The 12,212-nt window shown below is 71.4% G+C and carries 13 protein-coding genes; 4 read left to right on the forward strand and 9 right to left on the reverse strand.

Annotated features, from left to right (window positions below; genetic code table 11):
- Positions 1 to 2 precede the first annotated feature (2 nt).
- The 6 genes from obgE to J4573_RS00165 form a co-directional block, all read right to left on the reverse strand.
- Positions 3 to 1,385 carry a GTPase ObgE gene (gene obgE / locus J4573_RS00140; RefSeq protein WP_208253115.1) on the reverse strand — a complete coding sequence of 461 codons (1,383 nt, stop codon included), beginning with the start codon at positions 1,383 to 1,385 and terminating at the stop codon, positions 3 to 5.
- Between the two features lie 77 nt (positions 1,386 to 1,462).
- On the reverse strand, positions 1,463 to 1,720 hold the full coding sequence (gene rpmA / locus J4573_RS00145) for a 50S ribosomal protein L27 (RefSeq protein ID WP_208253116.1): 258 nt from the start codon (positions 1,718 to 1,720) through the stop codon (positions 1,463 to 1,465).
- A gap of 15 nt (positions 1,721 to 1,735) precedes the next feature.
- On the reverse strand, positions 1,736 to 2,050 hold the full coding sequence (rplU, locus tag J4573_RS00150) for a 50S ribosomal protein L21 (protein ID WP_208253117.1): 315 nt from the start codon (positions 2,048 to 2,050) through the stop codon (positions 1,736 to 1,738).
- A 248-nt stretch (positions 2,051 to 2,298) separates the two neighbouring features.
- Positions 2,299 to 2,841 carry a chorismate mutase gene (locus J4573_RS00155; RefSeq protein WP_208253118.1) on the reverse strand — a complete coding sequence of 181 codons (543 nt, stop codon included), beginning with the start codon at positions 2,839 to 2,841 and terminating at the stop codon, positions 2,299 to 2,301.
- Between the two features lie 7 nt (positions 2,842 to 2,848).
- On the reverse strand, positions 2,849 to 3,673 hold the full coding sequence (locus tag J4573_RS00160; protein ID WP_208253119.1) for a class I SAM-dependent methyltransferase: 825 nt from the start codon (positions 3,671 to 3,673) through the stop codon (positions 2,849 to 2,851).
- A gap of 88 nt (positions 3,674 to 3,761) precedes the next feature.
- A complete protein-coding gene (locus tag J4573_RS00165; RefSeq protein ID WP_208253120.1) occupies positions 3,762 to 4,361 on the reverse strand; it encodes a TetR/AcrR family transcriptional regulator in 600 nt (199 codons plus the stop codon).
- Positions 4,362 to 4,436: 75 nt separating this feature from the next.
- Between J4573_RS00165 and J4573_RS00170 the strand changes: the two genes are divergently transcribed.
- Genes J4573_RS00170 through J4573_RS00180 form a run of 3 tightly spaced genes read left to right on the forward strand, consistent with a single transcriptional unit; the run spans position 4,437 to position 6,883 of the window.
- A complete protein-coding gene (locus tag J4573_RS00170; RefSeq protein ID WP_208253121.1) occupies positions 4,437 to 5,300 on the forward strand; it encodes an alpha/beta fold hydrolase in 864 nt (287 codons plus the stop codon).
- Entirely contained in the window at positions 5,297 to 6,268 is a 972-nt protein-coding gene (locus J4573_RS00175) for an alpha/beta fold hydrolase (protein ID WP_208253122.1), read from the forward strand. The genes J4573_RS00170 and J4573_RS00175 overlap by 4 nt, the downstream gene beginning before the upstream one ends.
- 24 nt (positions 6,269 to 6,292) lie before the next feature.
- Positions 6,293 to 6,883, forward strand: coding sequence for a hypothetical protein (locus J4573_RS00180; RefSeq protein WP_208253123.1), 591 nt, complete (start codon positions 6,293 to 6,295; stop codon positions 6,881 to 6,883).
- A gap of 96 nt (positions 6,884 to 6,979) precedes the next feature.
- On the opposite strand, the gene J4573_RS00185 is transcribed toward J4573_RS00180, so the two are convergent.
- Both J4573_RS00185 and J4573_RS00190 read right to left on the reverse strand, forming a co-directional pair.
- The gene (locus J4573_RS00185; RefSeq protein WP_208253124.1) at positions 6,980 to 7,792 is read right to left on the reverse strand and encodes a thioesterase family protein; all 813 of its coding nucleotides are present in this window, start codon (positions 7,790 to 7,792) and stop codon (positions 6,980 to 6,982) included.
- Between the two features lie 61 nt (positions 7,793 to 7,853).
- Positions 7,854 to 8,459, reverse strand: a complete 606-nt coding sequence (locus tag J4573_RS00190) for a hypothetical protein (RefSeq protein ID WP_208253125.1) — start codon at positions 8,457 to 8,459, stop codon at positions 7,854 to 7,856.
- Between the two features lie 64 nt (positions 8,460 to 8,523).
- On the opposite strand from J4573_RS00190, the gene J4573_RS00195 reads away from it, so the two are divergent.
- On the forward strand, positions 8,524 to 9,102 hold the full coding sequence (locus tag J4573_RS00195; protein ID WP_208253126.1) for a TetR/AcrR family transcriptional regulator: 579 nt from the start codon (positions 8,524 to 8,526) through the stop codon (positions 9,100 to 9,102).
- A gap of 47 nt (positions 9,103 to 9,149) precedes the next feature.
- Here the strand turns inward: J4573_RS00195 and J4573_RS00200 are convergent, their stop codons facing one another.
- Complete coding sequence (locus J4573_RS00200) at positions 9,150 to 12,128, reverse strand: Rne/Rng family ribonuclease (protein ID WP_208253127.1); 2,979 nt, start codon at positions 12,126 to 12,128, stop codon at positions 9,150 to 9,152.
- Positions 12,129 to 12,212: the final 84 nt, after the last annotated feature.

Below are 12,212 nucleotides of genomic sequence, written 5' to 3' on the forward strand. Positions count from 1 at the left end.
TGCTAGCGGTAACCGTCGAGCCTGCGGTCGGTGCCGCGCGGGCCGGGAGCGACCTCTCCGTCGAGCTCGGGCTCCCAGTCGAACACCACCGACTCGTCGCGCGTGCCGATCATCACGGTCGCGCCCTCGGCCGCGCCCGCCTTGGCGAGCGCCTCCTCGACACCGAGCCGCGCGAGACGGTCGGCGAGGTAGCCGACGGCCTCCTCGTTGGCGAAGTCGGTCTGCCGCAGCCAGCGGATCGGCTTCTCGCCCGTGATCAGGTAGGTGTTGTCGCCCAGGCTCTTGACCTCGAAGTCGGCGCCGCCGAGCTCCTTCGGCCGGATGACCAGGCGGGTCGGCTCGGGCGTCGGCAGCGAGGCGCGGTACCGCGTGACCATGTCGGCCATCGCGAACGACAGCTCGCGCAGCCCCTCGTGCGTCGCCGCGGAGACCTCGAAGACCCGCAGGCCGCGGCTCTCGAACTCGGGCCGCACCAGATCGGCCAGGTCCCGCGCGTCCGGCACGTCGATCTTGTTGAGCACCACGATGCGCGGCCGGTCCGACAGCGGCCGGTCGCCCAGCACCCGGTCGTAGGCCTGCAGCTCGCGCTCGATGACCTCGAAGTCGCTGATCGGGTCACGGCCCGGCTCGGGCGTCGCGCAGTCCAGCACGTGCGCGAGCGTCGAGGACCGTTCGATGTGGCGCAGGAACTCAAGGCCCAGGCCCTTGCCCTCGCTGGCGCCCTCGATCAGCCCGGGTACGTCGGCGACGGTGAACGTCGTTTCGCCCGCGCCGACCACGCCGAGGTTGGGGATCAGCGTGGTGAACGGGTAGTCGGCGATCTTGGGCTTGGCCGCCGAGAGCGCGGCGATCAGCGACGACTTGCCGGCGCTCGGGAAGCCCACCAGCGCGACGTCGGCGACGCTCTTCAGCTCCAGCACGACGTCGGTCTCGTCGCCGGGCTCGCCCAGCAGGGCGAAACCGGGCGCCTTGCGCTTGGCGGTCGCCAGGGCCGCGTTGCCGAGCCCGCCCGCGCCGCCCTGGGCCACCACGAACCGGGTGCCCTCGCCGACCAGGTCGGCGAGCTCCTCGCCCCGCGAGTCCTTGACCACGGTCCCGTCCGGCACCGGCAGCACGACGTCCTCGCCGTTCGCCCCGGTGCGGTGACCGCCCTGGCCGGGACGCCCGTTGGACGCCTTGCGGTGCGGCCGGCGGTGGTATTCGAGCAGGCTGGCGGCGTTGGAGTCGACCTCCAGGACCACGTCGCCGCCCCGGCCCCCGTTGGCGCCGTCGGGGCCGCCCAGGGGCTTGAACTTCTCCCTGTGAACGGAGGCGCAGCCGTTCCCCCCGTTGCCTGCGACGACGTGCAGCACTACTCGATCAACGAACTGCGCGCCTGCAGCCACGGTGATTCCTCCCTGAACAGAACAAAGGGGCGGACCGCGTCGGTCCGCCCCTTCGATAAACGTCTCTGAACGGCGGACTACTCCGCCGGCGGGACGATGCTCACGGCGTTACGGCCACGGTAGCGGCCGAATTCCACCTTGCCCGCGACCAGCGCGAACAGCGTGTCGTCCCCGCCCCGGCCCACGTTCAGGCCCGGGTGGAAGTGGGTGCCGCGCTGGCGCACGATGATCTCTCCGGCGTTGACGGCCTGGCCGCCGAACCGCTTCACACCGAGCCGCTGCGCGTTGGAGTCGCGGCCGTTACGGCTGGACGATGCGCCCTTCTTGTGTGCCATATCGACGCCTCCCCTTTACTTTCCGGCCTTGATACCGGTGATCTTGACCTCGGTGTAGGGCTGACGGTGACCCATCCGCCGCTTGTACCCGGTCTTGTTCCGGTAGTGCATGATGTTGATCTTCGGGCCCTTGACCGCGCCCAGGATCTCGGCGGTCACCTCGACCTTGGCCAGGTCGGCGGCCTTGCTCGTGACCTTGTCGCCGTCGACGACCAGGACGGCCGCGAACGTGACGGTCGAGCCGACGTCGCCGGCCAGCTTGTCGACGGTGAGCACGTCGTCGACGGCCACCTTTTCCTGCCTGCCGCCTGCGCGGACAATCGCGTACACCGCGAAACCCTTCGTTGGCGCGCGCTTCCGGTCCGACCGGTCCCGCGCGTGATCTTCCAGCCCCCGGATGAGGGCCTACCCCCGTCCGGCACCGGGAGCGGCACGCCGAAGGAGGATCCTCCGGCGCTCTCTGCTGTGGTCTCGCCTCGGGCAACGCCCGCCGGGGCCCCGATGGCAAGGTCAGAAGGCGCGTTCGCACGCGCCGAATGTCCAGGGTACCGGATGCCCGGCGGTGAAGGCGAACCCGCTCAAGAGCCGCAGACCGAGGACACGCCGCGGAGCAGGGCCGCTCCGTGCAGCGCGTCCAGCTGATCACGCTTGCTGATCTTGACGTACGCCACGGCCAGGCGAGGGCCGCACGAGGCCTGGCCACGCGTGCGCTGGGTGGCCTTGATCTGGGCCAGCAGCCGGTCGGTGATCCGATCGAGGATCGGCCGGACCTCCTTCTGCAGGTCGGGACGCTCCTTGGGCGCCTCGTCGGGGTGGGCGGTCCAGCGCGCGAAGAGGCCCCGCTGCACGACCTTGTTCGCCTCGATCTGGTCACGGAAGATTCGTACCGACGTCCGCGGCGGGATGCCGAGCGCGGCCGACTTGGCCGCGACGGTGTCGAGCAGCTGCTTCTCGCGGGCCGGGTCGTCGATGGGCAGCGTCGTGCCGAACTTGGCGGCGGCCACCTTGTCGGCGACCAGGACCCGTTCGGCGGAGACCTGCGTCAGCGGCCGCAGCGACACCGGGTGCGCCGGGGCCGCGGTGATCGCGACGGCCGCGGCGGCGGCCGGCAACGAATGCACAGTGATCTCACTTTCCGGGGCGCTGCCCTCTGGTGATGGTGAAGTCGTAGAACAGGGCGCGGAACCGCGGGTCGAGCATCAGGTCGCAGTAGCGGGCGAGCTCCTCGGCGGTCAGCTCGGTCCTCTCGATCAGCAGCGACCCGAGTTGCAGGATGTAGTTGCGGTTCAGCAGGCACCCGATTGTTCCACCGGCGGTCGTCTGCGACAGGCGTGAACTGTGCACGTTCACCAGACCGGCCGCGCCCATGTGACCATCGACCTCGTCCGCCCAGGTGTACGAGACGCCCATGCGCCCCGCCTCGGCGTGCGCGAGCTCCTGAACTCGCAGGAACAGCTCTTCGTCCGCCTTGGTGGGCGCTGCGAGCACCCACTGCCGGGGGCCGCCGAACTCCGCGACCACCAACCAGCCGCCCGGCGCCAGAGCTCCGGCGAGCTCGTGCAGGATCTCCTCGCGCCGGGCCAGGTGCAACAGCAGCAGTCGCGTATGGATCAGGTCGAACGGCCCACCCTCTGGGACGCCGTCGTTGATGTCATGGCGGAGGACTCGGATTCCGGGGCCTTCGCCGAGGTGCGCGACGTCCAGGTCGGCGGCGACCACGGTTCCGGCCCGTTCGGCCAGCCAGCGGGTGATCGAGCCACCGCCCGCGCCCAGGTCCAGGCAGCGCCGGCCGACGCCTACGTCCTCCAGGCCGACGCCTACGTCCTCCAGACAGGCCGTCGTGTGCCGGTCGAGCAGTGCCGCCAGAAGGCCCAGCTGCTCGGCGCTCAGGTCGGCCGCCGAGCCGAGCAGGTACTCACGGTCTCTTGTCGCGTTGTCTGCCACATCTTCCACGCGACCAGGCTGGGGACGGTCTTCCAGGATGCGCACCCCCCTTTCAGGTGTGCCTGAAAGGGGGCCGTATCCGGACCTCGAGCCGCGCCTAGGGGGCGGGGTCGGCGCGGAGGCCGTTGAGGATCGCCAGGACGGCGGGCTCGGCCTCCTTGCGCGCGGCGTCGGGGTCTTCGGCCTCGGCGATCAGCAGGCCCGCCTCGCCCAGGGCGGCCAGGATCATGTGCGAGAGCGGGCGAACGGGCAGGTCGGCGCGGAGCACGCCCGTCTGCCGTCCCAGCTCGAGACCCGCGGTGATCATGCCCAGGGCGTAGTGCTCGTCGAGCCTGCGCCACTCCTGCCAGCCCAGGACGGCGGGCGCCTCGATGAGGCCGATGCGCGCCTTGTCGGGCTCCACGCAGGTCAGCAGGAACGTGCGGAGGCCGGTCTCGAAGGCGGTCAGCGGATCGTCGACGCCGTCCATGGACTCGGCCACCCGGTTGATCAACTCCTCCTGGACCTGCTCGTACGCGGCGCGGAAGAGCTCCTGCTTGTCCTTGAAGTGGTGGTACATCGCGCCGCGCGAGCTGCCGGCGCGGTTCACGATCTCCATCGTGCCGACCGCCGCGTAGCCGCGTTCGGCGAAGAGCTCGCGCGCGGCGCTGGTCAGAGCCGTGCGGGTGGTCTCGGACTTCTCGGCTTGCCGACCCATCACCGTGTCCCTCTTTAAAACAGGCAGCCTGTTTGTTATTTTCCCGTCTACAGACATTCTTCCAAGGAGGACGACATGGACGCATGGTGGAGGGACCCGAGGCTCGGCGTGCCGCGGCGGATCGAGCTGCCGTACGGGCAGGTGGAGGTGTTCGAGGCGGGCGAGGGCGAGCCCGTGGTCTTCGTGCACGGCCTGCTGGTGAACGCGAACCTGTGGCGCGGCGTCGTGCCGCGGCTGGACGCGAAGTGCATCGTGATCGACATGCCGTTCGGCTCGCACAAGCTGTCGATGCCGGGCGTCGACCTCACGCCGCCGGGGCTCGCGAGGATCGTCGCCGACGTGATCGAGAAGCTCGGCGTCGGGCCGGTGACGCTGGTCGGGAACGACAGCGGCGGCGCGGTGAGCCAGCTCGTCGCGACGACCCGGCCCGACCTGGTCGCGCGGCTGGTCCTGACCTCGTGCGACGCCTACGACAACTTCCCGCCGAAGGCGTTCGGCTTCCTGAAGCTGGCCGCGCGGGTACCGGGAGCGCTGAGCGTCCTGCTGAACTCTCTGCGCCCGAACGCCTTCCGCCGCCTGCCGATCGCGTTCGGCTGGCTCGCGAAGAGGATCCCGGCGAAGGTGAGCGACACCTACGTCCTGCCCGCGATGCGGGGACGCGACGTTCGCGAGGACCTGCGGCGGGCGCTCGTCGACCTGCACCCCCGCCACACGCTGGCGGCGGCGAAGCGGTTCGCGGGCTTCGACCGCCCGGTGCTCATCGCGTGGTCGGACCGGGACCATTTCTTCCCCCTCGGCCACGCCGAACGGCTGGCCGCCGACTTCCCCGACGCACGCCTCAAGTGGATCAGCGGCGCGATGACGTTCTCCCCCGAGGACCAGCCCGAGCAGCTGGCCGCGGCGATCAGCGACTTCATGAGCCGCGTGGAAGCCCAGTGAAGCGCACCCTGCCCGAGGCGACGCGCACCCTGCCCCATGTGACGCGCACCCTGCCCGAGGTGACGCGCACCCTGCCCGAGGTGACGCGCGCGCTGCCCGACCTGCCCGGGGTCGAGCACCGGTTCGTCGACGTCGCCGGCCTGCGCACGCACGTGGCGCTGGCCGGCGACGGCGAACCGCTGGTCCTGCTGCACGGCTGGCCGCAGCACTGGTGGCAGTGGCGGCACGTGATCGCGCCGCTCGCCGAACGCCACCTGGTGATCTGCCCCGACCTGCGCGGCCTGGGCTGGACCGACGCGCCCCCGGACGGCTACCGCCCGGGCGTGATGGCCGATGACGTGCTCGGTTTGCTCGACCAGCTGGGCGTACAACGCTTCGGGCTGATCGGGCACGACTGGGGCGGCGTCGCGGGCTATCAGATCGCGCTCCGCCATCCCGAACGCGTGACCGGCTACATGGCCCTCAACACGGCCAACCCGTTCCTCCGCCCCACACCGCGAGTCCTGCGCGACGGCACCCGCCTGTGGCACGTCATCGCCAACTCCCTGGGCCGCCCCATGGCCGGCAGAACGATCCCCGAGTGGGCGCTGAACCACTGGATCTACCGTTCCTCCACGCTCAGCGCCGAGGACCGTGAGATCTTCCTGGCGCAGTTCCGCGAGCCCGACCGCGTCCGCGCCACGGTCACTTACTACCGGAACCTCGCGGGCAAGGAGATCCCCGCGATCCTGGCCGGGCACTACCGGCGCTACCGCCTGACCGTCCCCACCCTCGTTCTTGCGGGCGACCGGGACCCGCTCCTACCTCCCAGCCAGATGTCGGGCTTCGGCGCCCAGGCGACCGACCTGCGGTTCGAGCTCTTGCACGAGGTGGGCCACTTCCCCGCTACCGAAGTGCCGGAAACGGTCGCCGACAGGGCCCTGCGCCTCTTCGCCGGGGCGAACTGTGTCGCCGGACACGACATGTGATCGATTCCAGCGGACACTGGTGCCGTGGCAGACAAAACGCTGCGCGTTCTGGGGAACGGGGATCCCGCCAACCGGCGACCGGTGGAATGGACTCACCATGAGGTGGGCTTCATCGTCTTCCTGGTCCTGCTCCCCATCTTCGCCTTGGCGGCGACCGTCTCCCTTGAGTGGCACGCCCTGGTGTTCTGGGCCGTGTGGAGCCCGTTCCTGGTCAAAGCGCTGGGGTGGTGGCGCCGGCGGCGTCCACAGGAAGCGTGGCTGGAGGGGTCGGTCCTCTCGGTGCGGCGCGGCGGCACAGTCAAGCGCTGCGATCTGGCGACAGTGCAGCGCGCCGACCTGGTGACGAGCATGTTCGCCGAGCCGCAGCCGTCGTTCTCCGAGCTGAGAGTGGGACAGAAGAAGGTCGAGCTGCGGTACGTGCTGAAGACCGCAGAAGAGGAGGCGCTCTCGGCCGGGGAACTGCGGGCGCTGGCGGAGGCGCTTGAGAGCGGGGAGCGTCCGTCGGAGGCGGCACGCAGTGCGGCGGCGCGGCTGCGGGAGATCGCCCGGTACGGGCATGAGCGGTCGTGGTCGGAACGGGTGGACTGGAGCCACCGCGTCAGCCGACGCGACTAACGGCCGAGCCGGTCGGCGGGACTGGCCATCGAGCCGGGCGGCGGGGCTAGCGGTCGAGCCGGCGGGCGGGGCTAGCGGTCGAGCCGGCGGGCGGGGCTAGCGGTCGGCGATGGTGAAGTCGGCGGCCGTGTTGGCCAGGGCGATCACCGTGCAGGTGCCGATGGGGCCGCGGTGGTCGAAGAGGGTGGCCGAGCCGGTGGAGATGCCGTCGGCGCTCAGGTGCTTCAACGCCTGCATGGCGATGTCGGGGCCGTCGGGCAGGCGGCTGAGCGCGATCGTGTAGTCGGCGTTGATGAACTGCAGGCCCTCGCTCCCCCAGTTGGTGAGCGGGCTGATGATGTCGCCCGCCAGGGCCACGCGGATGAACGGGGTGAGCTCCTCGCCCTCGACGAGCGGGCGTACCTCCCTGAGCCAGGCGCTGTGGCGTTCGGCGCCCTCCCAGATCAGGTCGTGGCGTTTGGCGCCGTCCTCGTTCTCGCTGAACGCCACCATGAAGACCGAGCCGTCGTCGATCGAGTCCGTGGGGCTTGGGAGCGGTGCTTGGAGCGGGTCGTTCGGGGCCCATACGTCGCCCGGCGGTTCTGCGGAACGGCGCAGGAAGACGGTGGTGACGCGGGCGATGAGCTTGCCGTTCTGGTGCAACTCGGCGTCCGCGACCCGGATGCGCCTGCCCTCCCGTACGAGCGAGGTCGTCACGGTGAGCGGGGCCATCGCGGCGGGCCTGAGCAGGTCGACGGTCAGCCGGGCCGGAAGCAGAGCCGGATCGCCATGGTCGCGTTCGAGCGTCCGGGCCGCGATGGCTCCGACGACCCGGCCGTTCATCACCTCGGCGCCCCACGGGCCGAGCGCCTGACGCCCCGGGACGAACGCGTCGCCGTCGACCGTGAAGAACGCTTCGGGACTCCCCATGATCGAGAACCCTACGCACCGGCCCGATCGACGGGAAGGGCGTGACCGAATGAGATTCGACTCAGCGTTCCCGCGTGGAGGTCGGCTCGCCGCGCAGGCGCCGGACGGACTCGCCGAACGTGGGCGAGTGGTCGAGCGGGCGGCCGGGAGCACGCGCGGTCAGCGCGTCCAGGACCTGGTTCAGCGAGGACGGCGTCGGGCTCCCGTCCTTGGCCGGGGCGAACGAGTGGCCCGAGGCCAGCGCCCTGGCGCCGAGCGTGAGGGTCTCGCCGAGCATCCCCAGGCCGATGGAGAGCATGATCGGGCGGGTGTCCTCGTGCATGCCGAGCCCGTGACCGGTGAGCGTGATGACGCCGCCGGCCGCCAGCGAACCCGCCCAGATGAGCACGGTGCGGATCTTGTAGCGCTGGTAGAGGACGCCGTCGCGCGGCTCCAGGACCGTGCTCGTCCCGCGCCAGGCGCCGAACGCGACGCCGACCACGACGCCGATGGCGAGGATGCCGATGTCGACGGCGTTCCAGTGCGGGACCTTGGTCAGGTTGTAGACGGCGGCGCCGAGGATGACGAGCGGGATGACGAAGACGTCCTTGGCGACGAGGGGTTCGCCGAGGAAGCGGCGGCCGATGACGAAGACGACGCCCGCCGCCACGAGCAGTGCTGTGGTCATGACGCACTCCTTATTTAGCTCCCTGGTGCTAAATAAGATAGCACGGCGATGCTATAAAGGACACATGCCCAAGATCGTGGACCCCGTCGAGCGCCGCCGAGCCGTGGTGGACGCCGTCTTCCGGGTGGTCGCCCGCCGCGGCGTCGCCCAGGTCACGCTGCGCGATGTCGCCGCCGAGGCAGGCCTTGCCATCGGCTCGGTGAGGCACTACTTCGACAGTCACCACGAGCTGATCGTCGCCGCCGCGCGAGAGATGGTCGACCGGGTCGAGGCCCGAGTGCTCGCCCGTCGGGACCGCCTGAGCCCCGGCGACGACCCCATGCGCGTGGTCGAGGAGGTCCTCGATGAGTTCCTCCCGATGGACGCCGCCCGAGCCGACGAGATCGCCGTCTGGCTGGAGTTCGTCGTGGCCGCCCGGACCGACCCCGAGCTCCGCCCGATCTCCATCGAACTCCACCAGGGCCTGCGCACGGTCACCGGCCGCCTCCTGGCCCGACTAGGCGTAGACGACCCGATAGAGACCGAACGCCTAGCCGCCCTAGTAGACGGCCTCTCCCTAGCCGGCGCCCTCCACCCCACCCGCCTAGACCCCACGACCATCCGCACCGTGATCCGCCACCACCTAGCCGGCCTGAAGACATGAGAAAGGGGCCCCTCACCAGGTGAGAGGCCCCTTTTCAGTGTTCAGCGTCAGTCTTCGACGGTGGCGGGTTCGGGTGGGGCGCCGGCGGGCTTGGTGACGCGCGGGCGGCGGGTGCGGCGGCGGGGGCGGCCGTTGGCGCCTGAGGCGTCGTCGTCGGAGGACGGGGCGCTGCCGTTGAGGTCGGTGGCCTCGGCGGCGACGGGCTCCAGGGTGCCGGGGACGGTCTCGGCGGCGTCCTGGGCCGCCTCGGCGGCCTCGGTCGCCTCCTCCTCGGCGGCGGCCTCGGACTTGGCGAGCTTGTCCTCGACGGCCTTCTCGACGTCGCCCTTCCGCTTGCGGCGGCGGCCGCCGGACTCCTTGGCGGGCTTGTCGGCCTTGGGCTCCATCGGCGTCAGGTGAACGTGGATGCCGCGGCCGTTGCAGGACTCGCAGGTCTCCGAGAAGGCCTCGAGCAGGCCCTGGCCGACGCGCTTGCGGGTCATCTGGACCAGGCCCAGCGAGGTGACCTCGGCGACCTGGTGCTTGGTGCGGTCCCGCGACAGGCACTCGACCATGCGGCGCAGGACCAGGTCGCGGTTGCTCTCCAGGACCATGTCGATGAAGTCGATGACCACGATGCCGCCGATGTCGCGCAGGCGGAGCTGGCGGACGATCTCCTCGGCGGCCTCGAGGTTGTTGCGGGTGACCGTCTCCTCGAGGTTGCCGCCCTGGCCGGTGAACTTGCCGGTGTTGACGTCGATGACCGTCATGGCCTCGGTGCGGTCGATCACCAGCGAGCCGCCGGACGGGAGCCAGACCTTGCGGTCCAGCGCCTTGGCGATCTGCTCGTCGATGCGGAAGCCCGACAGGACGTCCTCGTCGCCTTCCCAGCGCACCAGGCGGTCGGCCAGGTGCGGCGCGACGTACTGGACGTAGTCGGCGACGGTCTCCCAGGCGTCCGGGCCGGCGACGACCAGCTTGTTGAAGTCCTCGTTGAAGATGTCGCGGACCACGCGGATCGTGAGGTCGGGCTCACCGTGCAGGAGCGACGGCGCGGACGCGGTCTTGACCTGCTTCTGGATGTGCTCCCACTGCGCGGCCAGGCGCGACACGTCCCGCGCGAGCTCTTCCTCGGTGGCGCCCTCGGCGGCGGTACGGACGATCACACCGGCGTTCTCCGGCATGACCTTCTTGAGGATGCTCTTGAGGCGGCTGCGCTCCTTGTCGGGGAGCTTGCGGCTGATGCCGGTCATCGAGCCGTCCGGCACGTACACCAGGTAGCGGCCGGGGAGCGAGACCTGGCTGGTCAGGCGGGCGCCCTTGTGGCCGATCGGGTCCTTGGTCACCTGGACGAGGACCGACTGGCCGGACTTCAGCGCGGACTCGATGCGGCGCGGCTGGCCCTCCAGGCCCGCGACGTCCCAGTTGACCTCGCCCGCGTACAGGACGGCGTTGCGGCCCTTACCGATGTCGACGAACGCGGCCTCCATGGAGGGCAGCACGTTCTGGACCTTGCCGAGGTAGACGTTGCCCACGTACGACTGGTGGGTGGCGCGGTTGACGTAGTGCTCGACCAGGACGTCGTCCTCGAGCACCGCGATCTGGGTGCGGTCGCCCTCCTGGCGGACCACCATCTCGCGCTTCACCGACTCGCGGCGGGCCAGGAACTCGGCCTCGGTGATCACCGGCGGGCGGCGGCGGCCCTGCTCGCGGCCCTCGCGGCGGCGCTGCTTCTTGGCCTCCAGGCGCGTCGAGCCGCGCACGGACTGGACCTCGTCCTCGACTGCGCGCGAGTCGCGGACGTGGACGACGGTGTTCGGCGGGTCGTCCTGCGTGCCGTTGCCTTCGCCGTCACCCGTGCTGCGGCGGCGACGGCGCCTGCGGCGGCGGCTGGAGCCGCTGCCGGAATCGGAGTCGTCGTCGTCCGAGTCGTCGTCGGAGTCGTCGGCCTTGTCGGCGGCACGGTCGGACTTGTCGGCCTTCTCGGCGCGGTCGGCCCGGCTCTTGCCCTTGGGCTTGGGCTCGTCCTTGACGGAGTCCTGCTCGGACTCGGCGTCCTGGCCGCCCTCGTCCTCGCCGGCCTCCTTGCCACCACGGCCGCGGCCACGGCCGCCCCGGCGGCGACGGCGGCGCGACGGGCGGTCGCCGTTCTCGTCGTCCTCGTCGTCGGCGGCGCCGTTCTCGTCGGCCTCGTCCTCGGGCCGCTCCTCCTCGGCGGGCGCCTCGGTGGTCTTCGGACCCTTCGGCTCGTCCTTCTTGACGTCCTTCTTGGCCTTGGCGGGCGCGGAAGAACCGGCCTCCGGCGGCTGGAAGACGACCATCGGCGGCTGGAAGGTCACCGACGGCACACCGCCCGCGGCCTCCTCGTCGTCCTCGGTCTCGGCCGAGGCGGCGGGCACGGCGGGCGTGCCGGGCGCGGCCGGAACCTCGGGAACGGCCGGGACCTCGGGCGGCGGGCCCGCGGCGGCGGTGGCGCGCTTGCGGCTGCGGGTCCGGGTCGTCTTCGGCGCGGGCTCCTCGGCGGCCTCCACGGCCTCGGCGCCCTCGGGCGCCTGAGTCGCGGGCTCGGCGGTCGCGCCCTCACCGGCAGACTCGGCGGTGGCGGCCTCGGCGGTCTTCTTGGTGGTCTTGCGGGTCGTACGCGACCGGGTGGCCTTCTTCGGCGGCGCGGCGTCCCCAGCGGCGGCCGGGGCCTCGGCGGCCTCAGGGCCGTCGGTGGCCTGGGCGTCCACCGGGGCGTCGGTCACCGCGGCCTTGGCCTTGCTCGCGGCGCGCGACCTGGACCTCGCCGGGGCCTTCGCCTCGGCGGGCTCGGCCGGCTCGGCGGACCCGGCCGGCTCGGCGGCCTCCCTGACCTGGTCCGCGGCCGGAGCGAGGGGCGCCGACGCCGGCGCGGCGTCGTCGATCTCCGGGGGCGGTCCGGCCGGGCGGCTCGCGGCGCGGCGGCGGGTGCGCGTCCGCTTGGCGGCGCTACCGGTCTCGCTGCCGGTCTCGTTATCGGTATCAGTGCGTTCGGCCGTGGCCGAATCGGCTTCGTTCTCTAGCATCCGGGCAATCTCCCGTCAGGTTCCCGGGCGCGACCGCACGCTCCGCCATCGGGCGGATCGGTGCGGTGCGCCGCACGGGAACTC

It is taken from the genome of Actinomadura barringtoniae (assembly GCF_017573505.1).
Classification (GTDB): domain Bacteria; phylum Actinomycetota; class Actinomycetes; order Streptosporangiales; family Streptosporangiaceae; genus Spirillospora; species Spirillospora barringtoniae.